The organism is Aeromonas sp. INTO2 (assembly GCF_049860605.1).
GTDB lineage: Bacteria > Pseudomonadota > Gammaproteobacteria > Enterobacterales > Aeromonadaceae > Aeromonas > Aeromonas caviae.
In genome coordinates this window covers 3,514,099-3,540,592 of record NZ_CP187588.1, presented here as the reverse complement: position 1 = coordinate 3,540,592, position 26,494 = coordinate 3,514,099, and the positions used below count along the sequence as shown (strand labels likewise).

Below are 26,494 nucleotides of genomic sequence, written 5' to 3'. Positions count from 1 at the left end.
GGCCGCCATGCCATTGCGATCCCGGGAGAGGACGATGAACAAGACACTGGGCGACAGCTTCCACTTCGAGCGAGCCGGATTGCGGCTCAAGAACCGGGCCGTGCTGGCCCCTTTGACCCACAACATGAGCGGCGCAGGCGGTGATCCCGGCCAGGCCGAGCTCGACTGGCTGGCGCGCTGCGCCCGTGGCGGCTTCGGCCTGCTCATTGCCGCCGCCACCCAGGTGCGGCCCGGCGGACGCTGCTGGGCGGGGCAGCCTGCCCTGATGACGGACGCCCAGCAGCAGGCCTTCACGGCCCTGGCCGACAGTGCGCGGCAGGCCGGGGCGCTGGCGGTGGTGCAACTGCATCACGGCGGGATGCGGGCTCTGCCAGAGCTGAACGACGGGGCGCCAGTCGGCCCGTGCGCGCTGGCGCCGGGCGGGCGTTACCCCCTCGGGGTCAAGGGGCTGAGCGAGGAGGAGATTCTGACGCTCATTGACGCCTTTGTGAGCGCTGCGGAGCGGGCCCATGGCGCCGGCCTGCACGGGGTCGAGCTGCACGCAGCCCACCACTTCCTGCTCTGCAACTTCCTCAACCCCCTGCGCAACCGGCGCACCGACCGCTGGGGTGGCAGCCTCGCCAACCGGGCGCGGATCCTGGTGGAGATAGTGCGCGGCATTCGCGCCCGTCTACCCCGGGGCTTCCTGGTCGGGGTGCGTCTTTCCCCCGAGAGCTATGCCCATATCCAGGGCATCGAACTGGCCCATCAGCTGGCGGTGGCGCGCCTGCTGGCGGACGAGGGGATCGACTACCTGCACTTCTCCATGGGGGACAGCTTCAAGGCGGTGGCGGGGGATCCCGACGGCGGCGCCCTGCTGGAGGCGGTAAGGGTCGGGTTGGCCGGGCGGGTGCCGCTCATGGTGGCGGGCAAGATTAGCGACGCAGTTTCGGCGGAGCGGGCTCTGGCCGGTGGCGCCGATCTGGTGGCGGTGGGCACGGCGGCCCTTGGCAATCCGGACTGGATGGAACGGGTGAGCCGCGGCCTGCCTCTGCATGCGGCCCCTTTCACGGCGGCGCACCTCACGGAGGTCGGCTTCACCCCAAGCGCCCTCGACTACCTGGCCGGCATGGGGGTGCTGGCCCCGCGCGATGCGGCCTGAGGGCTTTCATGAACGGTATGCGCTCGGCAGGCTGTTGAGCTGATGTGACAAGGCCCTCGTGAAGAGGGCCTTGTGCGTGTCAGGCGCCGAGAGGGAGCAGGTCGGCGTAGTCGTCGAGCGCCGGGAAGTGCTGGAAGGTGAGCGGCGGCATCTGGCTGTCGGGGTGACTGATGCCGAGCTGGTGGCCGATGCCGAACTCGGCCGAGGCGGCCAGGATCCGCTCGCTGTCATCCACGAAGAGGGTGCGGGCCGGGTCGAAGGCCAGCCGCTCGGCCAGCGCCTGCCAGCAGTGCTGGCTCTCCTTCGACCACCCGAGCTCATGGGTGCTCACCATCAGATCGAGGTGCTGGGCGAGGCCGAGGCGTGCATCCTTCACCGACAGACTGGCGGGATGGGCATTGGTGAAGAGCACCACCTGCTTGCCGGCGGCCTTGAGTGCGGCCAGGAAGGGAATGACGTTGGGGCGCCACTGGATCTTCTCCAGGATCTCCTGTTTGAGGGCGCGGATGTCGAGCCCGAGCGTCCGGGTCCAGTAATCCACGCAGTACCAGTCGAGGGTGCCGTTGACCGCATGATAGTGAGTGTCTATCTGCGCCTTCGCCTCGGCCAGCGGCAGGCCGAGTCGCTCGGCGTAGCGCGCCGGCACCAGGGTCTGCCACAGATGGCTGTCAAAATGGAGATCGATCAGGGTGCCATCCATGTCGAGCAACACGGTATCAATCTGGTGCCAGGGCAGGGGAGTCGACATGGGGCCTCGCGATGTCTGTGGTGATGGGAAAAAAGGGGCGCATTATAACGGATTTTTCAGACATCTTTCCCCTCTTTGCCCCGTGGTGTTCGGCAGGGGAGTCGTTTACTCTTGAAACACGATTTTTTAACGAGCAGTCAGCCCCCGATGAGCGATCCTCACAAGCGCAATCCCGTCCACCTCAGTGTCGAGACCATGGCCCATGACAAGAGCAAGCCGGAGATCCTCAAGGCCGAGATCGTGGCCGAGAGCCGGCTGTTCAAGGTGGAGTCCCTTCACCTGAAATTCTCCAACGGCGAGGAGCGGGTCTACGAGCGGATGCGCGGCGGCAATCGGGGTGCCGTCATGGTGGTGCCCTTGTTCGATGCCCACACCCTGCTGCTGGTGCGTGAATACGCGGCGGGCACCCACTCCTACGAGCTGGGTTTCCCCAAGGGATTGATAGACCCCGGTGAAAATGCCTTCGAGGCGGGCAACCGGGAGCTGATGGAGGAGGCGGGCTTCGGGGCGAGCAGCCTGACCCTGCTCAAGCAGGTGTCGCTGGCGCCGGGGTATTTCTCCAGCCGGATGGACATCTTGCTGGCGCGGGATCTCTACCCCGAGCGGCGGGTCGGTGACGAGCCCGAGCCTCTCGAGGTGATCCCCTGGCCCCTCGACCGGATCGACGAGTTGCTGGCACGACCGGACTTCACCGAGTCGCGCAGCATCAGTGCCCTGCTGCTGGCCAGCAAATGGCTGGCGGAGCAGGGAAATTAGCCCGCAGAGGGTCTGTTTGGCAATCAGAGGCAGAGGTAAGCACCATGCAGGAGTTGTTGGCCTGGATACCCGAGGTCAAGGAGATCGCCCGTGAGGCGGGCAGGATCCTTCACGAGATCTATCGCGGCGGTCAGTTCGAACGCCAGTTGAAGGAGGATGCGACCCCGGTCACCAGTGCCGATCTTGCTGCCGATGCCTACCTCAAACAGGCGCTGGCAGCGCTCACCCCCCATGTCCCCGTGCTGACCGAAGAGGCGGCCGACATCCCCTTCAGCCAGCGTGCGAACTGGCGCCAGTACTGGCTGGTGGACCCGCTGGACGGCACTGGCGAGTTCATCGCAGGCAGCGGCGACTTCGCCACCCTGATCGCCCTGGTGCGGGACAATGTCCCGGTGCTCGGGGTCATCTATGCCCCCGAATCCGATCTGCTCTACTGGGCGGTGCGCGGTCACGGCGCCTTCAAGGAGGCGAACGGCGAGAGTCGTCCCATCAGCGCCATCCATCATGAACACGATCAGCCTGACTCCCTGGTGGTGGCCATCAGCCGCCGCCAGAAACTGGAGAACCTGACCCGTCGCCTCAACCCGGCCATCCACTACGAGCTGATCCCGCTCGGCTCCAGCTCCCTCAAGTCCTGCCTGGTGGCGGAAGGCGTGGCGGATTGCTACGTGCGCCTGGGCCCCACCGGGGAGTGGGATACCGCTGCCGCCCAGTGCATCGTGGAGGCGGCAGGGGGGCGCATCCTCAGCCTGGCGCTGCAACCGCTGAGCTACAACGAGACCGAGTCGCTGGAGAACCCGGACTTCATCGTGATGGGGGACCCGGATCTCGCCTGGGGACGCATTCTGGCCCACTGACGGGTCGACCAGCTCGCAGGGAATGCAATCAGGCGACCACAGGGTCGCCTGATTGCATTGGTGTGATCCACTGGCTGGTTACGGGGATTTTAGGGAGATTCGCTAGTGATGGCGATAACGGCAGTGGATCATCACATCCAATCTGGCTGCACTGGCATAATTTTCAGTTAATTCTGAAAACATGCATTTCATCGAAACAAAAAATCGGTGTGGGTTTTAATTTTGGTTTTATATTCCTAACTTTTGGTTTGTATCAGGATTAATTGAATAATCCGGGGTGAGATTTCCTCCCAATCTCACTGGTGGAACAGGGCTTTGCCAGTGAGATCTGCCAGTCTCCCTTTTTGAGAATTAAATGCTAAAGGAGCACAATGTTTTTAGATTTTAATACTACGTAAAAGTGATTTATCGATGAGTTTATCTGCAGACGTCTCACGGGAGCTGTCCGGTTCCCCCTCCACCATGGCCAGCACCGGCTGGCGTCGCCACGACACCCATTGGGTCATCAGCCTGTTCGGTACCGCCGTCGGCGCCGGCATTCTGTTCCTGCCCATCAACCTGGGTCTGGGGGGGATTTGGCCCCTCATCATCGTCGCCGTGCTGGCCGGTCCCATGACCTTCCTGGCCCACCGCGGGCTGGCGCGTTTCGTGCTCTCGTCGTCGCGCCCCCAGGCCGACTTCACCGAGGTGGCCGAGGAGCACTTCGGCAAGATGGCCGGGCGCCTCATCTCGGCGCTCTATTTCCTCTCCATCTTCCCGATCCTGCTCATCTACGGTGTCGGGCTGACCAACACGGTGGAGAGCTTCATGGTCAATCAGCTCGGTCTGGCCTCCCCGGATCGGGTGATGCTCTCCGGCGTGCTGGTGTTCGCCATGATCGCCGTGATGCTGGCCGGCGAGAAGGCGATGCTGCGGGCCTTCGCCGTCATGGTCTACCCGCTGGCGGCGATCCTGCTGGCCCTCTCCTGCTACCTCATTCCCCAGTGGCAGTGGCCGGAAGTGACCGCCTTTGAAGGCACCAGCTTCCTCAACACCGTCTGGCTGGCGCTGCCGGTCACCGTGTTCGCCTTCAGCCACGCCGCCGCCATCTCGGGCTTTGCCAACGTGCAGCGCCGGGAGTACGGGGAGCAGGCCGAAACCAAGAGCGGCCTGATCCTGCGCAACACCACCGTCATGCTGGTGGGCTTCGTGCTCTTCTTCGTCTTCTCCTGCGTGCTGAGCCTCTCCCCGGCTCAGTTGGCCGAGGCCAAGGCCCAGAACGTCTCCGTGCTCTCCTATCTCGCCAACATCACCGACAACCCGGTGATCGTGACCCTGGGGCCGCTCATCGCCTTCATCGCCATCAGCTCCTCCTTCCTCGGCCACTTCCTCGGTGCCCGCGAAAGCCTGAAAAGCCTGATCGCCAAGCCCACCGGCCTGCCGCTGGCGAAGGCGGACAAGCTCGGCATCGCCCTGATGTTCTTCGCCATCTGGGGCGCCGCCATCATCAACCCGGGCATTCTGGGGTTGATGGAGACCCTCTCCGGCCCCGTCATCGCCATGATCCTCTTCATCATGCCGGTGGTGGCCATCTACAAGGTGGAGGCGCTGGCCCGCTTCCGTCACCGTTGGGTCAACGGTTTCATCCTGCTGACCGGTGCCCTGGCGGTCTCGGCCCTGCTGTTCAGCCTGCTGAAATAAGCCAGGCCGTCAGCATCAAACAAGAGAGGCGACCCCGGGGGTCGCCTCTCTTGCTTCTGCTCTCTGGTTGCCTTGCCGTCGTCTCACCCCAGCTTGGCGCCGTTCTCCACCGCCTGCTCGGGGATGACGATCACCACGGCGCCATCCGGGCGATAGAAGCCGGTCAGCAGAAACTCCGACTGGATGGGGCCTATCTGCTTGGGGGGAAAGTTCACCACGGCGACGATCTGGCGGCCCACCAGATCCTCCGGTCGATAGAGGTCGGTGATCTGGGCGCTGCTCTTGCGCACCCCGAGCTCGGGGCCGAAATCCGCCCACACCTTGTAGGCGGGGCGGCGCGCCTCGGGGAAGGGCTCGACCCGCACCAGGGTGCCCACCCTGAGCTCCACCATCTCGAAATCCTGCCAGCTTATGGTCTGCATCTTGGCTCCTCGTTGCCCATACCTTGCATGAGCCTCAGCATGCCTCGAATGCCCGGGGATTGTCTTCGGCAAAGAGCCGACCGATTACGGCAGGCAGCCGTTTTGCCGGCGCCAGAGGGAAGGGGTCAGTCCGGTTTCGGCCAGGAAGCGCTCGGCAAAGGCTCCCTGGTTCTGATAGCCGCAGCGGCTGGCCACTTCGCCGACGGGCAGCCGGGTGCGAGCGAGCAGGGTGCGGGCCAGTGCCATACGCCGCATCCTGAGGTAGTGGGAGACGCTCGTGCCCACCTGCTGGCGAAAGGCGTGTTTGAACTGGCTCAGGCCGAGGCAGGCGATGGCGGCGAGTTCCTCGTTGGTGAGGGGGTCTGCGAGGTGGGCTTCCATATGACGCTGCACCTTGGCGATACGAGGGGCTATGCGGGGAGCGACGGCGGGGCCCATGCCGCGTCCCTCGGTCAGCAGCCCGAGCCACACCTGATCCATGCCGGCCACGTGGCGCCCCTCGGCCACCATGCGGTGCAGGAAGGCGAGGTAGTGGCGCTGGGCCTCATCCAGCTCGACGAAGGGGTGGTCCCCCAGGGCTGCCGGCAGCCAGTGGCTCTCCTGCACCAGAAACACATGCGCCGGGTCGGCGGCGTAGTCGTGGCGAAGGCCAGGGGCGATGATGCAGGCAAAACCGGGGGCGAGGCGACATCCCCGACCCTGCACCTCGATCTCGAGGGGGCCGACGAGGGGGATCACCAGCTGGGCGTGGTCATGACTGTGGCTCTGCATGTCGCTCTGGTAGTGACGCAGGCTGAAGGGGGAGGTGGCAGATAAGCATGACGCGGCACCGGGCCGCGTCATTGAAAGGGATGCATCGTTTGCCATGGGCAGCCGCATTACTCGGCGTCGAAGTCTTCGATCTCTTTGCCAAGGGCTTCCATGATGGCGCGGGCCTCGGCGGGGACGCTGTCCGGATGATCCTTGCGCAGGTCGTCGTCACAGGGCAGCGGCTGGCCGGTGAAGGCGTGCAGGAAGGCTTCGCAGAGCAGCTCGCTGTTGGTCGCATGACGCAGGTTGTTCACCTGGCGACGGGTGCGCTCATCGGTCAACACCTTCAGCACCTTGAGCGGGATCGAGACGGTTATCTTCTTGACCTGTTCGCTCTTCTTGCCGTGCTCTGCATAGGGGCTGACGTAGTCGCCGTTCCACTCTGTACCCATGTTCCACCTGTAGTCGTTTGGCCGTGAGCGCGGATTTTAACCCTTAAGGAATTCAATGGCAATCCAACAGCAAAGCCATTTAGACGTCTAGAAGTGTTGACGGCTTTTTTAAGGTGGCGTAGTGTGGTGCACCATGGGCCGGCAGTCCGGCCAGCGAAAATGAGAGCGGGGCTGGACGACCCACGAGGCGGACCGGCTCCGGCAACCCATCAAGGAGAGTGACATGACCCACAAGGCCACCCTGGCGGTACGCACCGGGATTGAGACAGACACGCAGCACGGTGCCGTGGTGCCCCCCATCTATCTCTCCAGCAACTACACCTTTGCCGACTTTGGCGAGCCCCGTCAATACGACTATGCCCGTTCCGGCAACCCGACCCGCACCAATCTGGCGGATGCCCTGGCGGCCCTGGAAGGGGGGGCCGGCGCCGTGGTGACCGGCACCGGCATGGGGGCCGTTCATCTGGTGACCACGGCTCTGCTCAAGGCGGGGGATCTGCTGATCGCCCCCCACGACTGCTACGGCGGTACCTGGCGCCTGTTCGAGTATCTGGCGGCCAAGGGCCACTACCAGGTGCAGTTCGTGGATCAGGGAGACGAGGTGGCGCTGGCCGCCGCGCTGGCCCAGAAACCCGCACTGGTGTGGGTGGAGACCCCCTCCAACCCGCTGCTGCGGGTGGTGGACATCGCCGCCATCGCCGAGGCCTCCCACGGGGTGGGGGCCCAGGTGGTGGTGGACAACACCTTCCTCTCCCCCTTGCTGCAACAGCCCCTGGCCCTTGGTGCCGACGTTGTGGTCCACTCCACCACCAAGTACATCAACGGCCACTCCGACGTGGTAGGGGGTGTGGCGATCGCCAAGGATCAGGCTCTTGCCGACTCCCTGGTGTGGTGGGCCAACTGCCTGGGGCTCACTTCCGGTGCCTTTGACTCCTACCTCACCCTGCGGGGCCTGCGCACCCTGGCCCCGCGCCTGCGCACCCATCAGGAGAACACGGATCGCATCCTCGCCTTCTTGCAGCAGCAGCCGCTGGTCAAGCGGATCTATCACCCCAGCCTGCCGAGCCATCCGGGCCACGACATTGCGCGCCGTCAACAGTCCGGCTTTGGCGCCATGCTAAGTTTTGAGCTCGATTGCAACGAGACGGGGCTGCGAGCCTTCCTCGCGGGGCTGCGCCTCTTCTCGGTGGCGGAGTCCCTCGGCGGTGTGGAGAGTCTGGTGGCCCATCCGGCCAGCATGACCCACAGGGCCATGACCCCTGCGGCCCAGCAGGCGGCGGGTATCAGTGCCCAGTTGCTGCGCCTGTCGGTGGGGATCGAACACGGTGAGGATCTGGTGGCCGATCTGGCCCAGGGGTTTGAACAGGCGCAGTTGGCACAACAGGCAGAGCAGGTGAAGTAATGGAACAACAACAAGGAGAGTGTGTGGTGGCAACAGAGGCAGTCTTCAAGCGGCGCCATGTACACAAGTTCGGCGGCAGCAGCCTGGCGGATCCGGTCTGTTATCGCCGGGTCGCCAGCATCGTCGAGCAACAGGTGGGGGGCAACGAGCTGGTGGTGGTCTCCGCCGCGGGCAAGACCACCAACCGGCTGATCCAGCTGGTGGAGCTGGCGGAAGCGGGGGATGAGGCCGCAGGCGAAGCCATCACCGCCCTGCACGCCTATCAGCAGAGCCTGATCGACGGCCTGCTGGAAGGGGAGCTTCACCTCGATCTGAGCCAGCAACTGACGGACGACATGCAGCTGATCGCCAAGACCCTGGAGGGGCAGTTTGACCGCTTCGAGCGCAACGGCCTGCTCGCCTTTGGCGAGGTGTGGTCCGCCCGCCTGCTGGCTGCCCTGCTCACCAGCCGGGGTGAGGCGGCCGCCTGGCTCGATGCTCGCAGCTTCCTGCGCGCAGAAGACGGCGCCCTCATCAAGGTGGACACCGCCCTCTCCAGCGAGCTGCTCAAGGCTCGGCTGGCTGAGCACGCCGGTCGCATCGTGGTGACCGGCTTCATTGCCGCCGACATGGAGGGGCGTTCCCTGCTGCTGGGGCGCAACGGCTCCGACTACAGTGCCAGCCTCCTGGCGGCGCTGGCGGACGGCGAGTCCACCACCATCTGGAGCGACGTGGCCGGGGTCTACAGTGCCGACCCGCGCCGGGTGAAAGAGGCGCGTCTGCTGGAGCGCCTGAGCCTGGCCGAGGCCAACGAGCTGGCGCGCCTGGGCTCCTCGGTGCTGCATTCGCGTACCCTGCAGCCGGTGGCCGACAGCCGTCAGCGCCTCACTCTGCGCTGCAGCTACAATCCGGACGAAGGCTGCACCCACATCCTGCGCCGTGCACCCCGCTCCGGCGGTGCCCGCATCGTCTCCTCGGTGGATCAGATAGCCCTCATCGAGCTCAAGGTGCTGCCGCAGACTGACTTTGAGCAGACAGTGGCGGCCATCGAGGCCCATCTGGCCCGCCATCGCCTCCATCCGCTCACCCTGCAGCGCCAGCCGGATCGGCGGGTGCTGCGTCTGGCCTACACCCTGGAGGTGGCACAAGGGGCCTTCGAGGTGCTCCGTGACTTCCAGTTGCAGGGCAACTTTACCGGCCTCATCCAGAAGGAGGGGTTCAGCCTGGTCGCCCTGGTGGGGGCCGGCGTCACCGACAACGCCGAGCAGTGCCATCGCTTCTACCAGCTGCTGGCGGATCAGCCTCTCGAGTTCGTGCAGGTGGCCAAAGACGGCCTGAGCCTGGTGGCCGTGCTGCGCCAGATCGTGCTGGAGCCGCTGCTCATCGCTCTGCACAGTGCCCTGTTCAGCCGCCCGACCCGTGTCGGGCTGGTGGTGTTCGGCAAAGGCAATATCGGCGGTCACTGGCTGGGGCTCTACGCCCGCGAGAAGGCGCGCCTCGAGCATGAGCTCAATCTGGCGCTCACCCTCTACGGGGTCTTCGACTCCAAGGGCGGGCTGCTGGACGAAGAGGGGCTGGATCCCCTCAAGGTACAGGACAACTTCAATCCCAAGCCGCTCATCTGGCCGGAGCTGCTCTCCCAGCTGGAGCAGCACAGTTTTGACTCCCTGATCGCGCTCGACATGACCGCCAGCGAGACGGTGAGCCGCTACTACCCGGACTTTGCCCAGCTCGGCATCCACATCATCGCCGCCAACAAGTTTGCCGGTGCCGCCGACAGCGAGTTTTACCAGCGCATCAAGCAGACCTGCCGCGACCATCAGGTGCAGTGGCGCTACAACGCCACCGTGGGGGCCGGGCTGCCCATCCAGTCCAGCATCCAGATGCTGCGTCAGAGCGGTGACCGCATCCAGGGGGTTTCCGGCATCTTCTCCGGCACCCTCTCCTGGCTGTTCCAGCAGTATGACGGCACTCGCCCCTTCTCCGAACTGGTGGACGAGGCGTGGCAACACGGCCTGACCGAGCCGGATCCCCGGGAGGATCTCTCCGGTCAGGATGTGCGCCGCAAGCTGCTCATCCTGGCGCGGGAGGCGGGCTTCGAACTCGACTCCGCCGACATCGAGCTGGAGAACCTGGTGCCGGTGGTCCTGCGCAAGGTGAGTGCGGATCAGTTCATGGACAGGCTCAAGGAGCTGGATGACCCTATCCAGACCGCCTTCGAGGGGGCGCGCCGGGTCGGCAAGGTGCTGCGTTATGTCGCCCGCTTCGAGCACGACGGCAAGGCCCGCGTCGGGCTGGAGGCGCTGGAGCCCCATCACCCGTTTGCCAACCTCTTGCCCTGCGACAACGTGTTCGCCATCGAGAGCGACAGCTATCGCACCAACCCCCTGGTGATCCAGGGGCCGGGAGCGGGCCGGGAAGTGACGGCCGCCGCCATCCAGTACGATCTCTGGCAGATCTGCGCCAGCCTCTGAGGCTGCGTGACACGATGCAATGAGAAGAGGCGCCCCAGGGCGCCTCTTCTGTTATCGGGTAGCGGAGTTACCAGAACAGCCGGCCCAGGAGGGGGGCGAGCAGCACGGTGGCCATGCCGGCGATCATCATCACCATGCTGGAGACCACCCCCTCCTCGTTGCCCATCTGATAGGCCCTGGCTGTCCCGGCCCCGTGGGCCGAGGCACCAAAGCCCGCGCCCTTGCCAAGGCGGCTGCGGATGGCGAGCACGGTGAGCACGCTTTCTCCCACCGCCATGCCGATGACGCCGGTCAGCACCACGAACAGGGCGGTGAGATCGGCGTTGCCACCCACGGAACGGGTCGCCTCCACCGCGAAGGGGGTGGTGATGGATCTCATGGCCATGCTGCGTTGCAACAGCTCGGAGAGGTTGAGCCAGCGGGCCAGCAGCACTGTGCTGCCCACCGCCATCACCACGGACGCCACGACCCCGACCGAGAGGGAGAGCCAGTGGCGGCGCATCAGCTGGCGATTCTCGTAGACGGGCACCGCGAAGGCGACGGTGGCAGGGCCCAGCAGCCAGAGCAGCCAGTGGGATTCGGCCATGTAGTCCCGGTAGGGAATGTGGAACAACATCACCACGGCCACCAGCAGGGTGGGGGCCAGCAGCAGCGGCATCAGGGGCAGGATGCGCTTTTTGCCATAGAGCCACTTGCTGGCGTAGTAGAAGAGCAGGGTCAGGGCGAAGCAGAGCAGGCCGAGCAGGGTGTCAGACATGGCGGCGACTCCGGCGGGCCAGCTTCAGCTCGAGGCGATAGACCCTGTCCACCACCAGCGCCGTGGTGCCGAGCACCAGCACGGTGCTGACGATCAGGACCACCATGATGCGCCACCCCTCCTGCAGCAGCAGCTCCTGATAGTTGACCACGGCCACTACGGCAGGGACGAAGAAGAGCAGCATCTCCGCCAGCAGCCAGCGGGCCCCGGCACTGAACCACTGGGCCTTGACCACCCCGAGCAGGATGCAGACCAGCAGCAGCAACATGCCGGTGAGGTTGGCGGGCAGGGGCAGGTGCAAGGTGCGCACTGCGATGTCGGCCAGCAACCAGATGGCCGCCAGCAGGGCGATTTGGAAGGGGGTTTGCAACCAGCGAAGGCAGAGGGTTTTCATGGCAAGCGTCTTTCTGTGAACCTGCTCACAGTATAGAGAGGGACCAAACCTGCAAAAAATGAATTTAAATTATCAAAGTCATGCCAAAGAGGCATGATTTTGCCAGCCATCCCCGTCAAGAGAGCACCATGGATATTCGAGCCCTGCGTTACTTCGTCGAGCTGGTGCGGGAGCAGAGCTTCACCCGCGCCTCCGAAAAGCTGTTCGTCACCCAGCCCACCATCAGCAAAATGATCCGCAACATGGAAGAGGAGCTGGGCCAGCCCCTGCTGAGCCGGGTCGGCCGCCGCTTCACCCTGACCGACAGCGGCCAGGTGCTGTTCAATCGGGCCCAGACCATCCTGGCGGAGATGCAGCAGCTGGAGGCGGAGCTGGCGGATCTGCAGAGCCTGCAATCCGGGCGTCTTGCCCTCGGCATCCCGCCCATGGTGGGCCATGTCTATGCGGATCTCATCCGTACCTATCGCAGCCGCTACCCCGGTGTGGAGCTCTCCATCGTCGAATATGGCGGGCGGCGCATCGAGCAGGCGGTGCTGGCGGGGGAGCTGGATCTCGCCATCACCATGCTGCCGACCAGGGAAGAGGGGGCTCTCTGCGCCTTGGAGCTGGACAGTTACCCCATCCGGGTGGTGCTACCGGACCTGCCCCGCTGGCGCGAGGGTGGCGAGATCCGGCTGGAGGCTCTGCGGGACGAACCCTTCCTGCTCTATACCCAGGCCTTCACCCTGAGCGAGCGGCTGGAGCAGGCCTGCGAGCAAGCCGGGTTCGTGCCTCAGGTGGCGGCCCGCAGCAGCCAGTGGGACTTTCTCACCGCCATGGTGCGAAGCGGCATGGGGGTCGCCTTCCTGCCGGAGCCCATCTGCCGGCGGCTGACGCCGGATGGGCTGGTGTTGCGCCCTCTGGCCCCGGCGCTGAGCTGGCGGCTCGGGGTGATCTGGCCAGGGGATCGCTACCTCTCCCGCACCGCCGAGGCCTGGCTTGCCCTGTGCCGCGAGCAGGGCTGAAGAGCGGGTCTGGGGTTAGGGGGTCCCCGGTGACGCCATGCCTGTGACGAAGCGGGCATAGGCTGCGGAGTGTCGCACCTCCTCAATCTCGTCCCACACCTGTTGGCTGAGATCGGGGTGGGCTTGATGGAAGGGGTGGGAGAAGATGAGGTAGTAGGGTTTTTCGACCAGGGGAGGGGTGATCCGCTCGAGTGTGGCCTGCAACTGCGGGTGGGCGGCCAGGGTCCGTTCGGCGACCCCGGTTTGCAGGGCGGCGGCAACGGCGCGCTGCATCGCGACCTTCTTGAGCAGGATCAGTGGTTCCCTGCTGGAGTCATCCACCCTGACACCGCTCTCCTGCAGCTGGGCGACGATGGAGAAACCGGACTGCGCCGCAATGACGCCATGGGCGACGAGCTGCCGGCCATCCCAGCGAACCTGTCCGCCTTTTGGCTGGTAGAGGCTGTAGCTCTCGGTGAGCAGGCGCTTGGCGGGATCAGGTGCCCCCTGTCGCATGGGATAGACCCCTATGGTGCGAGCACGCTCTTCGCTGTAGCTCAGCTTGACTGCGGCATCGAGCTGGCCCTGGCTGACGAGGGAGAGGCAGCGTTTCCAGGGAAGGGGGGTGAGAATGATGGGATGCCCGATCCGGTTTGCCACCTCCTTGAGGTGGAACTGCACTATCCCCTCGCCGGACATCAGCAACCAGGGAGGCGAATCGCTGTTCTCCATGCAGGCACGAATGCTGCCGGGGGCGGCCATGACGCAGGTCGGCAGCAACCAGAACAGCAGCGCCAGGCAGAGAGTGCGCAAGGGGAGCCTGCCTGACAGGGGAGATCCGGTGAGCCAGTCAGGGAGCGATGCCAAAGTCATCCCTCATCGGGTCATAGAGATAGGAGCGGTAGTCGGTGCTCTCGTCGGGCAACTGCGGGTTGGTCAGCCGGAAGATCTGGCGTGAATCGAGCCGGGCAAAGACTAGGGAAGGCTGGAAATGATGGCGCCAGAGGCGCTGCAGGGAGCCATCTTTCCAGGCCAGTTGCAGGCCGCGCAAAAGGCGCTCGCGCTCTTTGCTGTAGGTGGCGTGGCTATAGAGGGAGTGGATGAGCGGATAGAAGAGGGCGACATGGCTATCCACGGTCAGCCCCGGCAGGCCGGGTCTGTGGTTTTTCCACTCGCTCAATATCTCGTTGGCACCACGGCAGAAGGGATCGATCCGGCCACGGGCCACCAGGCGAAACAGTGACTCATAGTTATCCACCTCCTGCACCCTGAAGCCGTTGTAGCGCAGGATGTCGGCATCCCGCCAGCCGGTGCCCACCCCTTGCGTGAACTGCTGAAACTGGGACAGGGTGTGAACCCCGGCCAGGGCCTGGGCACGGGCGCTGCCGACAAAACGGACCCGGTAGCCGAGCACGCCCAGATCGATGGGGAAGGGGACCAGGGTGACGCCGGGTTGAGGGATCTCCTGGGGCCAGCTGTCGACGATGAAGAGGGCATTCTTGCCCGGCGTTTGCACTTCGAGCCGCATCCTCGCCTTGTTCATCCTGATGGCGTCGAGCAGTTCATAGTCGCCGTAATCGGGCCGTGTTTTCTCCAGCGCCAGCCTCATCGCCGCCCGGTAATAATTCATGCGGACATCCTGTTGGGTTTCCCCGGTGATCAGGGTGAAGCGGGTGGCCGCCATCGTGAGGGACGGGAGGGAGAGGGCGAGCAAAAGGAGCAGGATTCGATGCATCTTGACCGGGTTCGGCAACGGGATTGTGCCCAGTATAGACGGGCCATTCCCGTCGACACAGCGCTATCAGGCTCTGGCAGATCTGACCTCTTGAGAAGGGGGTCATGCGGATTTCATCAAGAGACCCAGGCGACGACAGAGTTGGCGCAGCGTCTGGTTGTCGAGGCAGCCAAAGCCGAGCAGCCACCCTTCCAGCGTCGGCGGGCCCAGGTAGAACTGGCCCAGATGGCGCAGCCCCAGCCCGCAGGCGTTGGCGGCATCGGTCCAGCGCGCCTCGCCACCGGGGGGCAGCAGCACGGCGCACTGCAGGCCGGCGCCGCTGTGGATGGGAGTGAGCCCCGGGCAGTGCTCTGCCAGTTCCGCCAGCAGCAGATCCCGTCTGCTCTGGTAGAGGAGGCGGCTCTGTCGCAGGTGGGTGGCGAAGTGCCCGCCCCGGATGAAGTCTGCCGTGACCGCTTGCAGCAACTGGTTGCTGTGGCCGTCGACGGCGGCCCGGGCGCGGCAGAAGGAGTCCATCAGCGGCCTGGGCAGCACCAGGTAGGCGAGGCGCAGCGAGCCGAACAGCACCTTGCTGAAGGTGCCCACATAGATCACCCGCCCCTGGCCGTCGAGCCCCTGCAGGGCGGGCAGGGGACGCTGATCATACTGGTACTCCCCGTCGTAATCGTCCTCCAGGATCCAGGCGCCGTGACGCTCGGCCTCGGCCAGCAGCGCCATGCGGCGGGGCAGGCTCATGGGGACGCCAAGGGGATACTGGTGTGCCGGGGTGCAGTAGATGAGGCGCGGTGCAGGATGATCCCCATGAGGGTTGAGCCCCTCTTCATCCACCGGCACCGGATGCACCCGGGCACCGGCGCTCTCCATGGCGGTGCGAGCCCCGGGATAACCGGGGTCTTCCACCCAGACGGTGTCACCGGCATCGATGAGCAACTGGGTCGCCAGCAGGATCCCCTGCTGGGAGCTGGTGAGGATCAAGATCTGATCCGGCTCGCACACCACGCCGCGTGACTGCACCAGATAGCTGCTGATGGCGGTGCGAAGTTCCCCAAGCCCCTGGGGATCCCCGTAGTTCATCCAGTCGCTGGCGCGCTGGCGCCACTGTTGCTGCATCAGCCGACCCCAGAGTGCCTGGGGGAAGAGACGGGGATCCGGCTGGCTGGAAGCAAAGGTGGTGCCCACCTCGGGCACGTCGTGACAGGCGCCACCCAGGGCCATCTCCTGACCGCGACGGGAGAGGCCCGCCGCTGACTGGGGCGGGCGCGGCGCGGGGCGCACCGCCGCCAGGGCGACAAAGCTGCCGGCGCCCACCTTGCGCACCAGATACCCCTCCGCCTCGAGCCGGCCATAGGCCAGTTCCACCGTGCTGCGGGAGATACCGAGATCCCGGGCCAGGAGACGGCTGGCGGGCAGGCGGCTGTGCAGGGGCAGGTGGCCCGCCAGGATGGCCTCGCGCAGGGTACGCACCAGTTGTTCGTGCAGGGGCAGATCCCCTTGCTGCTGGCTGGCGAAGAGCGTTGGCAGAACGGTCATGGTGTGCTCCCGTTGGCGCGGGGGTTGCGCCCCTTTCGAGGCAGGGATCCTACCCGCAGGGCATGGCGCGGCTGTGGGGCTGGCGACTGACGGGCAGAGCGGGTGGGGTGGATGGTCATGGTGGCGTCTCGATGAAATTGGTCTGCCCATATTGGCAAAATTGGTCGGCGTGGCAAGGCCATTTTGTCGCTACATTGGTGGTCACAGAGTGGCGCCAGCAGGCGGCACGGATTGGCAACACAAGGAGTCTGCATGTCGGAATACAGTGCCACCATCAGTTGGCAGCGGGGGGAGCATGAGCCCTTCGTCGATCAGCGTTACAGCCGGGCCCATGAGTGGGCGTTTGATGGCGGGGTCAGGGTGCCGGCCTCCTCCTCTCCCCATGTGGTGCCGCTGCCTTACTCGGTGGCGGAACATGTGGACCCGGAAGAGGCGTTTGTGGCGGCCCTCTCCAGTTGCCACATGCTCACCTTCCTCTGGTTGGCGGCGAAGGCGGGCTATCGGGTAGAGAGCTACCGGGACGAAGCGGTCGGCATCATGGCGCAAAACGGGCAAGGTCGCCTCGCCATGACCCGGGTCACCCTGCGTCCCAGGGTGATCTTCGGGGGAGAGCGGGAGCCCGCTCTGGCGGATCTGGAGCAGTTGCACCACCAGGCCCATGAGGAGTGCTTCATCGCCAACTCGGTCAACACCGTCGTCACCACAGAGATCGTCATCTAGTCATCAGGAGCGTTCAGGATGAGTCATGTATTGAGCACAGGGGTGGCAGGGGCCGTCGAAGCCAGCGCCTTTTTCGAGGCCCAACTGAAGTTTCGTACCGATCCGGCGGATCTGGCCGCCGATCTGCTGGCCGGGGCGGCGGGGATCGTGGTCATCGATACCCGCTCCCCCGCACACTATGCCGAGGGGCACATTCCCGGCGCCATCTCCTTCCCCCACAGGACCATGACGGCGTCGACCACGGCGGCACTGGACCGGAACCTGGTGTATGTCTGCTATTGCGACGGCATCGGCTGCAACGGTTCGACCCAAGGGGCCTACAAGCTGGCGTCCCTCGGGTTTGAGGTCAAGGAGTTGATAGGGGGTCTGCACTGGTGGCGTCAGGACGGTTTCGCCGTCGCCACGGGCAGCGAGCCCGGAGTGCTGCTGGAAGGGGGAATTGCCTGTGCCTGTTGAACGCTGCAATGAGGGGGGCGACGCCTCCCTGTCCGGCGCCGCCCTTTTCAACGACTTTGGGCAGCCTCTGGGGCGTGCGCTGCCAGAATGGCGCGGCGCCGAGTTCCCTCCCCACCGCGCACTGCATGGCTGGGGCTGTCGTCTCGAGCCCCTTGATCCCGAGCGCCACCTGGGGGATCTGTGGCAGGCATTCAGTGCCGACAGCGGGGCCATGTGGACTTACCTGACCAGCGGCCCTTTCGCGGACGAGGCCGCCATGGGGGGCTGGCTGCGGGAGGTCGCCACCAAGCGGGATCCCCAGTTCTACGGCATCATCGACGAGGGGAGCGGACGGGCGCTGGGGCTGGCGAGCTACCTGCGCATCGATCCCCTGGCGGGCAGCATCGAGGTGGGCTGGCTGCACTTCTCCCCCGCCATGCAGCAGTCACGGCTGGCGACGGCGGCCATGGTGTTGATGATGGCCAATGCCTTTGCTCTGGGATACCGGCGCTACGAGTGGAAGTGCAATGCCCTGAACCTGCCTTCGCGCCAGGCGGCCCTGCGCCTCGGCTTTCACTATGAGGGGACCTTCCGTCAGGCGCGGGTGGACAAGGGACACAACCGGGATACGGCCTGGTTCTCCGTCATCGACAGCGAGTGGCCCGCCCTGAAAGGGTGCTTCGAGCGCTGGCTGGAGGACGGCAACTTCGACCATGCCGGGCGTCAGCGTCGCCGACTCTCCGAACTGACCGCCGCCTGCCGCTCTGGGGCGTGCTGAGGGCGACAGATCACCCGCGGGGACGGGGCGGTTTCCGGTCGGGTTCCTTGGGCGCTTCGCCCGCAAGGCGCCAGATCCGGTATCCAGACGCAAGAGGCGCCAGTCATGGCGCCTCTTTTGTTCAGTCGTGGTGATCGCCGATGGGGGCCGCAATCCAGTTCATCAGCCGGACCATGTCCCCGGGGGCCACGCCGACCGAGAGCCCCCGCTTGCCACCGCTCACCAGGATCTCGTCGAAGGCCATGGCGGAGTCGTCCAGCACGGTGGGCAGCAGCTTCTTCTGGGCCAGGGGGCTGATGCCGCCCACCTTGTAGCCGGTCAGCTTTTCGGCTTCCGCCGGCTTCATCATCTCCACCTTCTTGAGTCCGGTGGCCTTGGCGAGCTGCTTGAGGCTGCACATGCCCGAGGAGGGCACGATGGCCACCACCGCTTGCTTGTCGTGATGGGCGAGCAGGGTCTTGAACACCTGCGCCTCGGGCAGGCCCAGCTGGGTAGCGGCATGTTTGCCGAAGTCGTCGTGGGCTTCGCACTCGTAGGGGTAGAGCCTGTGGGGGATCTTGAGCTTTTTCAGCAAGTTGATGGCGGGTGTCATGGGGTCTCCTCGAACCGTGGCAAGGCCAGACAGTCTGCGCCCGGGAGCCGGATGTGGCAAGAACCAGTCTTCACACCCAATCGGGGCCTGTGTTAGCGTAACCGGGTGCCGGATCCTATGATTTGGGCACTTGTCCCCGCATTCCAATGCAATGCGCCGGCGATCGAAAGGAATCGTAGCCATGAATACCACAGCACTTTGCGCTCGCGATATCGACGCGATGGATCGATATGAGACCCTTGCCAGGCTGACCGCCCTTGATCGGGCCTATGGCATGGTCGAGTTCGATCTCGATGGTCGCATGGTGTCGGTCAACCCCCTGTTTTGCGACATGCTGGGCTATCCCCCCGAAGCGCTGGTGGGCCAGTCCCATCTCATGCTGTTGCCGCCGGATCTGCAGGCGGAGCATGATCTCTTCTGGCAGAAGGTATTGGGTGGCGAGATCCAGTCAGGGGAGTTTCGCCGGGTCAGGCAAGGTGGCAGCCCCCTCTGGCTCCATGCCACCTACATGCCCGTGAGCGACGAGGGCGGCACCCTGCTGGGGGTGGTCAAGCTGGCGCACGACATTACCTCGGCTGTGATGGCCAAGCAGCGGGTCGAGCAGCAGAGCCAGCTGTTTGACATCGTGGTGGCCGCGCACCAGAGTTTTCTGCTCGATCGCAATCTCGGCTCCGCCTGCGATACCGTCTTCGAGCGCCTGCTGAGCGTGAGCGAGAGCTCCTATGGTTTCATCGGCATCATCCAGTACGAGGATGGTCGTCCCAGTCTCTATGTCCCCTCCATCTCCAATGTCTCCTGGGACGAGGCGACCCACGCCTGGTATGAGCAGCAGCGCCAGAGTCGGGGCGGGCTCATCTTCAGCAAGCTCGACAACCTGTTTGGGCACGTGGTGACCCACAATACCCTGGTGTGCTGCAACGATCTGCCGAGCCATCCAGCCAGTCGCGGTGTCTCCCCCCGTGGTCATCCGCACCTGGAGAGCTTCCTCGGCATTCCCATCCGCCACAAGGGAGAGGCGATCGGCATGATCGCTCTGGCCAACCGCCCGGGTGGCTTTGACGAGACCCATGTCAGCCTGCTCGAGCCCCTCACCACGGCCCTTGGCACCCTTATCCACGCCCGCAACCTGGAGGACGAGCGCAGCCGCATGGAGCGGGTGCTGCGCTTCAACGCCGAGCATGACTTCTTGACCAAGCTGCCCAACCGCAGCAGCTTTTTCCAGCAGGCCAACGTGTTGCTGGATCACGTCCAGCACCATCCTGCCGAAGGGGAGGCCTGCTGCCTGGCCTTGATAGATATCGACTTCTTCAAACAAATCAATGATGTATATGGACACCTTGCCGGAGATGCCGTGCTGGCGTCGCTGGCGGGGCTGCTGATGCAGGCGGTACGCAGCAAGGATCTGGTGGCGCGATTTGGCGGGGAGGAGTTCATCCTGCTGCTGCGGGGCACGACCCTGGAGGAGGCCCACACCATCATGGAGCGCATCCGGCGCCAGGTGGAGCAGCACACCTTCCTGTACCAGCACCAGGCGATCACCGTCACCATCAGCGTGGGGCTCACGCCCTATCAGATGAGTTACAGGCGCATGGATGACTGGCTTCAATGCGTGGACCAGCGACTTTACGAGGCAAAACGTCGGGGTCGCAACCAGGTCTCCTGATGAGAGGCCATATCGCGAAATAAAACAGGGCACCCTCATGGCGCCCTGTTTGTTGTGGATGTTTTTTTTCCCCCTTAGAGGGGGCTGTGCTGGCGGCAATATCGGGATCCCCGTGCCCGGCAGAGATGAAAAAGGGCGCCGGGGCGCCCTTGTTTGCAACGGTCCGGGATCAGCCGGTGTTGCGCATGCCGGCGGCGATGCCGGCGATGGTGACCATCAGCGCCTGATCCAGCTCGGGGTGCAGGGTCTCCGGGTGGTTGCGGGAGCGATTGAGCAGCTCGGCCTGCAGCACGTTGAGCGGGTCTGTGTAGGGGTTGCGCAGCTTGATGGACTCCTTGATCCAGGGCTGATCGTCCAGCAGGTCGCCCTGCGGGCGCAGTTTCAGCACCACCTCGATGGAGTCGGCAAGCTCCTGACGCAGCTGCTTGCCGAGTGCCCACAGGTTCTCCGGCACCAGGCGGGTGTCATAGTATTCCGCCAGCCAGAGGTCGGCCTTGAGGAACACCATCTCCAGCATTTCGAGACGGGTGCGGAAGAAGGGCCACTGGCGGCTCATCTCGTCCAGCACGCTCTTCTGGCCGTCGTCGATGGCCTGTTGCAATCCCTTGTGGGCGCCGAGCCAGGCCGGCAACATCAGCCGGTTCTGGGTCCAGGCGAAGATCCAGGGGATGGCGCGCAGGCTCTCGACACCGCCGTTGGGCTTGCGCTTGGCGGGGCGGGAACCGAGCGGCAGCTTGCCGAGCTCCATCTCCGGGGTGGCAGCACGGAAGTAAGGCACGAAGTCCGGGTGACCGCGCACGATACTGCGGTAGTGATCGCAGGAGACAGACGCCAGCTGCTCCATCACGGCGCGCCAGCTCTCTTTCGGCTTGGGCGGCGGCAGCAGGTTCCCCTCCAGCACGGCGCTGGTGTAGAGGTTCAGGCTCTGGATGGCCACCTTCGGCAGGCCGAACTTGAAGCGGATCATCTCCCCCTGTTCGGTGACCCGCAGGCCGCCGCGCAGGGATCCCGGGGGTTGCGACAGGATCGCCTGATGGGCGGGGGCGCCGCCACGGCCGACGGTACCGCCGCGGCCATGGAACAGGGTGAGGCGGATGTTGTTGGCTTCAGCCAGCGCCACCAGGGATTCCATGGCGGCGTACTGGGCCCAGCCAGCGGCCATCATGCCCGCATCCTTGGCGGAGTCGGAGTAGCCGATCATCACGTACTGACGGCCCTGGATGTAACCGCGATACCAGTCCACCGACAGCAGGCGTTCCATCACGGCGGTGCCCGCCATCAGGTCTTCCTGGGTCTCGAACAGCGGGGCAACCGGCATGCGGAACTTGCAGCCAGCTTCCTTCAGCAACAGCTGGACCGCCAAGACATCGGACGGGGCGCCGGCCATGGAGATGATGTAGATGCCGAAGGCATCGGGGTCGTGCTGGGCGATGACGCGACAGGTGTCGATGGTCTCGCGGGTCTCGGCACTGGGATCCCAGTCGCTCGGGATGAGGGGGCGGCGGGAGTTCAGCTCGCGCAGCAGGAAGGCCTGCTTGTCCTCTTCGCTCCACTCGGCGTAGTCGCCCACACCCAGGTAGCGGGTCAGCTCGGAGAAGACCTGGCCGTGACGCTCGCCATCCTGACGGATGTCCAGCTTGACCAGGTGGATGCCGAAGCAGGCCAGTTTGCGCAGCACGTCCAGCAGCATGCCGTCGGCGATGTTGCCCATGCCGCAGGCATGCAGGGAGTGGTAGCAGAGCTCAAGGGGCTCGCGCAGCTGGGCGGTGCTCTTGACGAGATCCCTGCTCTCGCTCGCCTGGCCCTGTACCTTGGCGGTCAGGTACTCCTGGGTCTCGCGCAGCTGCTCGCGCAGCTCGCGTACCAGGGCGCGATAGGGTTCCGGGTTATCACCGACCCGGGCACGCACGGCGTCAGTGCAATCGGCCATGGAGAGCTCGGAGGTGAGCTCCTTGATGTCCTTGTAAAACAGGCTCACCGCCATCCAGCGGCCCAGCTCCAGCACTTCGGCGGTCACTTTGGCGGTGACGAAGGGGTTGCCGTCGCGGTCACCACCCATCCAGGAGGTGAACTTGACCGGCGCGGCATCCAGCGGCAGCCGCACACCCAGATGGTGTTGCAGGCGCTCGTCCAGATTGCGCATGAATTCGGGGATGGCCGGCCACAGGCTGTTTTCCACCACGGCGAAGCCCCACTTGGCTTCGTCCACCGGGGTCGGGCGCTGTTCGCGGATCTCATTGGTGTGCCAGGCCTGGTTGACCAGTTGCTCGATGCGACTCTGGATCTTGTCCCGCTCGCGGGGCAGCAGATCGGAGAGTTCCAGGGCCTCGAGGCAGTCGTTGAGCTGCACGTGCTTGTGGATCAGGGTACGACGGGTCACCTCGGTGGGGTGAGCGGTCAGCACCAGATCGATGTCCAGCTCGCGCACGGCCTGGATGATGGCCTCCTGGGACAGGTTGGAGGCTTTCAGCTTGTCGAACATCTGCTCCAGCGGGTCCGGGGTGCAGACCTGCTCTTCGCAGCGACGGGAGATGGTGTGGAACTGCTCCGCCACGTTCGCCAGGTTGAGGAACTGGCTGAAGGCACGGGCCACGGGCAGCAGTTCGTCATCGGAGAGGGTACGCAGGGTGTCGAGCAGGCGCTCTCTGTCAGCCTCGTTCCCCTTGCGGGAAGACTTGGCCAGTTGGCGAATGGTCTCAATCTTGTCGAGGAAGGCCTGCCCCTGATGATCCTTGATGGATTTACCCAGCAGTTGGCCCAACATGCCTACGTTGGCCCGTAGTGCGGCGTACTTTTCGTTCATTCCACATCCTTATTTTGTTGGTGCCTCCTGACCTTCCAGGCGGGAGGCGACCTCACTTATTGTTGTGCGATTACAACATATGCTCCGTCATCTTAGGGGGACAATCTACCCAGATTGTCTGCGCAAGGTCAAATAACAAGCCGATTCAGAACATGTATTTTCCTCACCTGTCCCAAGGCGCCTGTCATGTAACTTACTTACATCCCTGTTTGGCTAGACGCAGAAGCGCCGGAGCAGGTGCTGCAGCACCGCCGTGGTCGGTTTGACGAACGACAGATCCAGGTATTCATCGGGCTGGTGGGCCTGGGTGATATGGCCTGGGCCCATCACTATGGTCTCGCAACCCAGCTGCTGGATAAAGGGGGCTTCGGTGCAATAGTTCACGGACTCGGCGGCCCGGCCGCTCGCCTTTTCCGCCTCCCGCACCAGCTCGGAGTCATCCTGGCAGGCATAGGCCGGAATGGGTTCGTGCAGGTGCTGCAGGTGCAGGCAGCCGGGCTGGTGGATCTCGATGGGGGAGAGCGCCTCTTTCAACATGCCCATCAGCTCGTCGGGGCCCACCTGCGGGGTGGGGCGCATGTCGATGTGCAGCTCGCAGCAGCCGCAGATGCGGTTTGGGCTGTCGCCCCCCTGGATGTAGCCGAGGTTCAGGGTGGGCTGGGGCACGGCGAAGCGGTGATCCGCGTACTTCTCCTTCAGATCCCGCTGCAGCTTGAGCACCTGACCCATGGCCTTGTGCATGATCTCCATGGCATTGACGCCGTTGGCGGGATCCGAACTGTGGCCGCTTCGGCCTGTGATGCGAATGGCTTCCGACATGTGGCCTTTGTGGGCCACCACGGGCACCAGCCCGGTGGGTTCGCCGATCACCGCGTAGTCGGGTTTGAGTTCGGCTGCGGCGGCGATAGCGCGGGCCCCGGCCATGGTGGTCTCTTCATCGGCGGTGGCAAGAATGCGCAGCGGTTTGCTCAGGGTCTTGAGGTCGACCTCCTTGAGCGCTTCCACGATAAAGGCGAAGAAGCCCTTCATGTCGATGGTGCCGAGCCCGTACAGGCGGTTGCCCTCTTCGGTCACCTTGAAGGGGTCTTTGGTCCAGGCTCCTTCATCGAAGGGAACCGTATCCGTGTGACCTGCGAGCAGCAGCCCCCCTTCTCCCTGACCATAGGTTGCCACCAGGTTGAACTTGCCCGGCAGATCCGGCAGGGCCGTCACCTCGCACTGGAATCCAAGCTGGCCGAACCAGTCGGCCAGCAGCCGGATCACCGCCTCGTTGCTCTGATCCCAGCGAGTATCCGTGCTGCTGATAGAGGGAATCGCAATAATATTCTTATAAAGTGAAAAAAAATCCAGTTTGGCCATCAGCTCCTCCTTGCGTCCCCGGAGTGTTTCTGTTAGAAAATACAAATGCAAAGTGAGTGCATGAATATTCTGTTCGAGTGCTCATCGACAAGGCCTCTAGTTGTAAGGGAAAGTTAATGTTCTGTCACCTGATCTGTAACCGACGACGCATATCCGCCTGAATTGCCCCTCCGCACTCGTTGCATCAAAGGGGCGATAGCCGACCCCTTGCACCGCAGCACCATGCTGTGAATTTCGAACCCAGACTTGGAATACTCAAACATGCTTAAGACCGTTATCGTCGGTGCCAGTGGCTACGCGGGGGCCGAACTGGCCGCTCTGGTCCAGAACCATCCACAACTCGAGCTGTTCGGCCTCTATGTTTCCGCCGGCAGCCAGGACGCCCACAAACGTTTCTCTTCCCTGCATCCCCAGTGGGTGGGCAAGCTGGATCAGCCGCTGCTGCCTCTGGACGAAGACGGCATGACCCGGATCCTGACCCAGGCCGATCTGGTGGTGCTGGCTACTGCTCACGAGGTGAGTGCGGAACTCGCGCCCAAGTTCCTGGCCAAGGGGTTGCCGGTGTTCGATCTCTCCGGTGCCTTCCGGGTCAACGATCAGCAGTTCTACTCCTCCTTCTACGGCTTCACCCACGAAAATGAGCAGTGGCTGGAGCAGGCCGCCTACGGTCTGGCCGAGTGGAATGCCGATGCCGTCAAGGCCGCTCAGCTGATTGCCGTGCCGGGATGCTACCCGACCGCCTCCCTGTGCGCCCTCAAGCCGCTGCAACAGGCCGGGCTGATTGCCCAGGGGTGGCAGCCCATCATCAATGCGGTTTCCGGCGTCTCCGGGGCCGGTCGCAAGGCCGCCATCAACACCAGTTTCTGCGAAGTGAGCCTCAATCCCTACGGCACCTTCAATCACAGGCACCAGCCGGAGATCAGCCACCACCTCGGCAAGGAGGTGCTGTTCCAGCCCCACCTCGGCAACTATGTGCGGGGCATCCTGGCCACCATCTATGTGCAACTGGCGGAAGGGGTGACGCCGACCCAGGTGGATCAGGCCTACCTCAAGGCCTACGAAGGCAAGCCCCTGGTACGCCTCACCGGCCAGATGCCCTCCATCCGCGGCGTGGCGAGCACGCCCTACTGCGACATCGCCTGGCAGCAGCAGGGCAACATGCTGGTGGTGGTTTCTGCCATCGACAACCTGCTCAAGGGGGCCGCCTCGCAAGCCATGCAGTGCATAAATATCAAGTTTGGTTTTGAACCGGCCACCGGCCTGATTTAACGCTTTAAGAAAGGATCGAGAAGATGGACAAGCAGACGCTGGTAATCAAGTTGGGTGGTGCCCTGATCGAGAACGACGAGGCCCTGACCGCCCTGTTCGCCACCCTGAAGACCTTCCTGGATGATCAGCACCGTCCTCTGGTGCTGGTGCACGGTGGTGGCTGCCTGGTGGATGACCTGCTCAAGGGGCTGGGCATGACCTCCACCAAGAAGAACGGCCTGCGGGTGACCCCGTTCGAGCAGATCCCCGTGATTGCCGGTGCCCTGGCCGGGACCGCCAACAAGATGATGATGGCCAAGGCCATCTCCACCGGCATTCCTGCTGTGGGTCTGTGCCTCGCCGACGGCAGTCTGTGCCAGGTGACCCAGCTCGATCCGGATCTCGGTGCGGTCGGTGACTGCAAGCCGGGCAACCCGGCGCTGGTGGCCGGCATCCTGGGGCAGGGCTTCCTGCCGGTGGTGAGCTCCATCGGCATTACCGCCGACGGACAGATGATGAACGTCAATGCGGATCAGGCGGCCACCGCCATCGCCGAGGCGCTGGGCGCCGATCTGGTGATGCTGTCGGATGTGAGCGGCATTCTGGATGGCAAGGGCAAGCTGGTGCCGCAACTGGACAAGCAGAGCGCGCTGGACCTGATGGAGAAGGGCGTTATCACGGACGGCATGGCAGTCAAGGTGAAAGCCGCCCTGCACGCCGCCGAAACCCTGGGCAAGCCGGTCTGTGTCGCCAGCTGGCGCTACCCGGATCAGCTGCTCAAGCTGCTGGCTGGCGGCGCGGTCGGCACCCAGGTCACCCTCTGATCTCCACCGGGA

At 64.4% G+C, this 26,494-nt stretch carries 25 protein-coding genes; 13 read left to right on the top strand and 12 right to left on the bottom strand.

The window, feature by feature from the left end:
• The first annotated feature begins 34 nt into the window (after window positions 1-34).
• Window positions 35-1,141, top strand: a complete 1,107-nt coding sequence (locus ACPW74_RS16685) for an NADH:flavin oxidoreductase (protein WP_279981935.1) — start codon at window positions 35-37, stop codon at window positions 1,139-1,141.
• A 79-nt stretch (window positions 1,142-1,220) separates the two neighbouring features.
• Here the strand turns inward: ACPW74_RS16685 and yrfG are convergent, their stop codons facing one another.
• A complete protein-coding gene (yrfG, locus tag ACPW74_RS16680; protein WP_279981933.1) occupies window positions 1,221-1,889 on the bottom strand; it encodes a GMP/IMP nucleotidase in 669 nt (222 codons plus the stop codon).
• A 147-nt stretch (window positions 1,890-2,036) separates the two neighbouring features.
• On the opposite strand from yrfG, the gene nudE reads away from it, so the two are divergent.
• The 3 genes from nudE to ACPW74_RS16665 all read left to right on the top strand — a co-directional run bounded on the left by nudE (window position 2,037) and on the right by ACPW74_RS16665 (window position 5,182).
• Window positions 2,037-2,645, top strand: a complete 609-nt coding sequence (gene nudE, locus ACPW74_RS16675) for an ADP compounds hydrolase NudE (protein WP_279981931.1) — start codon at window positions 2,037-2,039, stop codon at window positions 2,643-2,645.
• A gap of 44 nt (window positions 2,646-2,689) precedes the next feature.
• A complete protein-coding gene (cysQ, locus tag ACPW74_RS16670) occupies window positions 2,690-3,502 on the top strand; it encodes a 3'(2'),5'-bisphosphate nucleotidase CysQ (RefSeq protein WP_010675709.1) in 813 nt (270 codons plus the stop codon).
• Window positions 3,503-3,913: 411 nt separating this feature from the next.
• Window positions 3,914-5,182 (top strand): aromatic amino acid transport family protein, encoded by a 1,269-nt coding sequence (locus ACPW74_RS16665; RefSeq protein WP_029314815.1) that lies wholly within the window; start codon window positions 3,914-3,916, stop codon window positions 5,180-5,182.
• An 83-nt stretch (window positions 5,183-5,265) separates the two neighbouring features.
• Here ACPW74_RS16665 and ACPW74_RS16660 read toward each other — a convergent pair whose 3' ends face one another.
• From ACPW74_RS16660 to metJ, 3 genes are all read right to left on the bottom strand, one after another.
• Window positions 5,266-5,604, bottom strand: coding sequence for a tRNA-binding protein (locus ACPW74_RS16660; protein ID WP_052815523.1), 339 nt, complete (start codon window positions 5,602-5,604; stop codon window positions 5,266-5,268).
• 84 nt (window positions 5,605-5,688) lie between these two features.
• Window positions 5,689-6,447: an AraC family transcriptional regulator gene (locus tag ACPW74_RS16655; protein WP_279982307.1), complete on the bottom strand. Its 759-nt coding sequence runs from the start codon at window positions 6,445-6,447 to the stop codon at window positions 5,689-5,691.
• Between the two features lie 35 nt (window positions 6,448-6,482).
• Entirely contained in the window at window positions 6,483-6,806 is a 324-nt protein-coding gene (metJ, locus tag ACPW74_RS16650) for a met regulon transcriptional regulator MetJ (RefSeq protein ID WP_005327165.1), read from the bottom strand.
• 223 nt (window positions 6,807-7,029) lie between these two features.
• Between metJ and metB the strand changes: the two genes are divergently transcribed.
• Both metB and ACPW74_RS16640 read left to right on the top strand, forming a co-directional pair.
• Window positions 7,030-8,208: a cystathionine gamma-synthase gene (gene metB, locus ACPW74_RS16645; protein ID WP_010675705.1), complete on the top strand. Its 1,179-nt coding sequence runs from the start codon at window positions 7,030-7,032 to the stop codon at window positions 8,206-8,208.
• A complete protein-coding gene (locus ACPW74_RS16640; RefSeq protein WP_201890331.1) occupies window positions 8,208-10,661 on the top strand; it encodes a bifunctional aspartate kinase/homoserine dehydrogenase II in 2,454 nt (817 codons plus the stop codon). Before metB ends, ACPW74_RS16640 begins: the two co-directional genes overlap by 1 nt.
• Before the next feature lie 67 nt (window positions 10,662-10,728).
• Here the strand turns inward: ACPW74_RS16640 and ACPW74_RS16635 are convergent, their stop codons facing one another.
• Both ACPW74_RS16635 and ACPW74_RS16630 read right to left on the bottom strand, forming a co-directional pair.
• Window positions 10,729-11,418 (bottom strand): LrgB family protein, encoded by a 690-nt coding sequence (locus ACPW74_RS16635; RefSeq protein ID WP_010675703.1) that lies wholly within the window; start codon window positions 11,416-11,418, stop codon window positions 10,729-10,731.
• Window positions 11,411-11,812: a CidA/LrgA family protein gene (locus ACPW74_RS16630; protein WP_039040574.1), complete on the bottom strand. Its 402-nt coding sequence runs from the start codon at window positions 11,810-11,812 to the stop codon at window positions 11,411-11,413. Before ACPW74_RS16630 ends, ACPW74_RS16635 begins: the two co-directional genes overlap by 8 nt.
• A 128-nt stretch (window positions 11,813-11,940) precedes the next feature.
• On the opposite strand from ACPW74_RS16630, the gene ACPW74_RS16625 reads away from it, so the two are divergent.
• Window positions 11,941-12,816: a LysR family transcriptional regulator gene (locus ACPW74_RS16625; RefSeq protein ID WP_167826123.1), complete on the top strand. Its 876-nt coding sequence runs from the start codon at window positions 11,941-11,943 to the stop codon at window positions 12,814-12,816.
• 15 nt (window positions 12,817-12,831) lie between these two features.
• Here the strand turns inward: ACPW74_RS16625 and ACPW74_RS16620 are convergent, their stop codons facing one another.
• From ACPW74_RS16620 to ACPW74_RS16610, 3 genes are all read right to left on the bottom strand, one after another.
• A complete protein-coding gene (locus tag ACPW74_RS16620) occupies window positions 12,832-13,608 on the bottom strand; it encodes a substrate-binding periplasmic protein (RefSeq protein ID WP_279981925.1) in 777 nt (258 codons plus the stop codon).
• Between the two features lie 37 nt (window positions 13,609-13,645).
• The gene (locus ACPW74_RS16615) at window positions 13,646-14,530 is read right to left on the bottom strand and encodes a hypothetical protein (RefSeq protein ID WP_425858403.1); all 885 of its coding nucleotides are present in this window, start codon (window positions 14,528-14,530) and stop codon (window positions 13,646-13,648) included.
• 102 nt (window positions 14,531-14,632) lie between these two features.
• The gene (locus ACPW74_RS16610; RefSeq protein ID WP_279981922.1) at window positions 14,633-16,060 is read right to left on the bottom strand and encodes a PLP-dependent aminotransferase family protein; all 1,428 of its coding nucleotides are present in this window, start codon (window positions 16,058-16,060) and stop codon (window positions 14,633-14,635) included.
• Window positions 16,061-16,312: 252 nt separating this feature from the next.
• Between ACPW74_RS16610 and ACPW74_RS16605 the strand changes: the two genes are divergently transcribed.
• Genes ACPW74_RS16605 through ACPW74_RS16595 form a run of 3 tightly spaced genes read left to right on the top strand, consistent with a single transcriptional unit; the run spans window position 16,313 to window position 17,993 of the window.
• The gene (locus ACPW74_RS16605; RefSeq protein WP_279981920.1) at window positions 16,313-16,780 is read left to right on the top strand and encodes an OsmC family protein; all 468 of its coding nucleotides are present in this window, start codon (window positions 16,313-16,315) and stop codon (window positions 16,778-16,780) included.
• Between the two features lie 18 nt (window positions 16,781-16,798).
• Entirely contained in the window at window positions 16,799-17,236 is a 438-nt protein-coding gene (locus ACPW74_RS16600) for a rhodanese-like domain-containing protein (protein ID WP_279981918.1), read from the top strand.
• A gap of 28 nt (window positions 17,237-17,264) precedes the next feature.
• Window positions 17,265-17,993 carry a GNAT family N-acetyltransferase gene (locus tag ACPW74_RS16595; RefSeq protein WP_424930945.1) on the top strand — a complete coding sequence of 243 codons (729 nt, stop codon included), beginning with the start codon at window positions 17,265-17,267 and terminating at the stop codon, window positions 17,991-17,993.
• A gap of 121 nt (window positions 17,994-18,114) precedes the next feature.
• Here ACPW74_RS16595 and ybaK read toward each other — a convergent pair whose 3' ends face one another.
• A complete protein-coding gene (gene ybaK / locus ACPW74_RS16590; RefSeq protein ID WP_010675694.1) occupies window positions 18,115-18,585 on the bottom strand; it encodes a Cys-tRNA(Pro) deacylase in 471 nt (156 codons plus the stop codon).
• A 181-nt stretch (window positions 18,586-18,766) separates the two neighbouring features.
• Between ybaK and ACPW74_RS16585 the strand changes: the two genes are divergently transcribed.
• Complete coding sequence (locus ACPW74_RS16585; protein WP_279981915.1) at window positions 18,767-20,248, top strand: GGDEF domain-containing protein; 1,482 nt, start codon at window positions 18,767-18,769, stop codon at window positions 20,246-20,248.
• 169 nt (window positions 20,249-20,417) lie between these two features.
• On the opposite strand, the gene ppc is transcribed toward ACPW74_RS16585, so the two are convergent.
• Together ppc and argE are read right to left on the bottom strand one after the other, a co-directional pair.
• Complete coding sequence (gene ppc / locus ACPW74_RS16580) at window positions 20,418-23,051, bottom strand: phosphoenolpyruvate carboxylase (protein ID WP_010675692.1); 2,634 nt, start codon at window positions 23,049-23,051, stop codon at window positions 20,418-20,420.
• A gap of 213 nt (window positions 23,052-23,264) precedes the next feature.
• Window positions 23,265-24,410: an acetylornithine deacetylase gene (argE, locus tag ACPW74_RS16575; protein WP_201933081.1), complete on the bottom strand. Its 1,146-nt coding sequence runs from the start codon at window positions 24,408-24,410 to the stop codon at window positions 23,265-23,267.
• Window positions 24,411-24,671: 261 nt separating this feature from the next.
• Between argE and argC the strand changes: the two genes are divergently transcribed.
• Together argC and argB are read left to right on the top strand one after the other, a co-directional pair.
• Window positions 24,672-25,679: an N-acetyl-gamma-glutamyl-phosphate reductase gene (gene argC / locus ACPW74_RS16570; RefSeq protein WP_010675690.1), complete on the top strand. Its 1,008-nt coding sequence runs from the start codon at window positions 24,672-24,674 to the stop codon at window positions 25,677-25,679.
• 23 nt (window positions 25,680-25,702) lie between these two features.
• Window positions 25,703-26,482 carry an acetylglutamate kinase gene (argB, locus tag ACPW74_RS16565; RefSeq protein WP_279981912.1) on the top strand — a complete coding sequence of 260 codons (780 nt, stop codon included), beginning with the start codon at window positions 25,703-25,705 and terminating at the stop codon, window positions 26,480-26,482.
• Window positions 26,483-26,494: the final 12 nt, after the last annotated feature.

Bases quoted from the DNA above. Each gene is read 5' to 3' on its own strand.
- ACPW74_RS16600 (WP_279981918.1), top strand. From the start codon at position 16,799: ATGAGTCATGTATTGAGCACAGGGGTGGCAGGGGCCGTCGAAGCCAGC.
- metB (WP_010675705.1), top strand. From the start codon at position 7,030: ATGACCCACAAGGCCACCCTGGCGGTACGCACCGGGATTGAGACAGAC.
- ACPW74_RS16630 (WP_039040574.1), bottom strand. From the start codon at position 11,812: ATGAAAACCCTCTGCCTTCGCTGGTTGCAAACCCCCTTCCAAATCGCC.
- argC (WP_010675690.1), top strand. From the start codon at position 24,672: ATGCTTAAGACCGTTATCGTCGGTGCCAGTGGCTACGCGGGGGCCGAA.
- ACPW74_RS16640 (WP_201890331.1), top strand. From the start codon at position 8,208: ATGGAACAACAACAAGGAGAGTGTGTGGTGGCAACAGAGGCAGTCTTC.
- ACPW74_RS16660 (WP_052815523.1), bottom strand. From the start codon at position 5,604: ATGCAGACCATAAGCTGGCAGGATTTCGAGATGGTGGAGCTCAGGGTG.
- nudE (WP_279981931.1), top strand. From the start codon at position 2,037: ATGAGCGATCCTCACAAGCGCAATCCCGTCCACCTCAGTGTCGAGACC.
- argB (WP_279981912.1), top strand. From the start codon at position 25,703: ATGGACAAGCAGACGCTGGTAATCAAGTTGGGTGGTGCCCTGATCGAG.
- ACPW74_RS16585 (WP_279981915.1), top strand. From the start codon at position 18,767: ATGAATACCACAGCACTTTGCGCTCGCGATATCGACGCGATGGATCGA.
- ybaK (WP_010675694.1), bottom strand. From the start codon at position 18,585: ATGACACCCGCCATCAACTTGCTGAAAAAGCTCAAGATCCCCCACAGG.
- ACPW74_RS16665 (WP_029314815.1), top strand. From the start codon at position 3,914: ATGAGTTTATCTGCAGACGTCTCACGGGAGCTGTCCGGTTCCCCCTCC.
- ACPW74_RS16605 (WP_279981920.1), top strand. From the start codon at position 16,313: ATGTCGGAATACAGTGCCACCATCAGTTGGCAGCGGGGGGAGCATGAG.
- argE (WP_201933081.1), bottom strand. From the start codon at position 24,410: ATGGCCAAACTGGATTTTTTTTCACTTTATAAGAATATTATTGCGATT.
- ACPW74_RS16655 (WP_279982307.1), bottom strand. From the start codon at position 6,447: ATGACGCGGCCCGGTGCCGCGTCATGCTTATCTGCCACCTCCCCCTTC.
- ACPW74_RS16610 (WP_279981922.1), bottom strand. From the start codon at position 16,060: ATGACCGTTCTGCCAACGCTCTTCGCCAGCCAGCAGCAAGGGGATCTG.
- ppc (WP_010675692.1), bottom strand. From the start codon at position 23,051: ATGAACGAAAAGTACGCCGCACTACGGGCCAACGTAGGCATGTTGGGC.
- cysQ (WP_010675709.1), top strand. From the start codon at position 2,690: ATGCAGGAGTTGTTGGCCTGGATACCCGAGGTCAAGGAGATCGCCCGT.
- yrfG (WP_279981933.1), bottom strand. From the start codon at position 1,889: ATGTCGACTCCCCTGCCCTGGCACCAGATTGATACCGTGTTGCTCGAC.
- ACPW74_RS16625 (WP_167826123.1), top strand. From the start codon at position 11,941: ATGGATATTCGAGCCCTGCGTTACTTCGTCGAGCTGGTGCGGGAGCAG.
- ACPW74_RS16635 (WP_010675703.1), bottom strand. From the start codon at position 11,418: ATGTCTGACACCCTGCTCGGCCTGCTCTGCTTCGCCCTGACCCTGCTC.
- metJ (WP_005327165.1), bottom strand. From the start codon at position 6,806: ATGGGTACAGAGTGGAACGGCGACTACGTCAGCCCCTATGCAGAGCAC.
- ACPW74_RS16685 (WP_279981935.1), top strand. From the start codon at position 35: ATGAACAAGACACTGGGCGACAGCTTCCACTTCGAGCGAGCCGGATTG.
- ACPW74_RS16615 (WP_425858403.1), bottom strand. From the start codon at position 14,530: ATGCATCGAATCCTGCTCCTTTTGCTCGCCCTCTCCCTCCCGTCCCTC.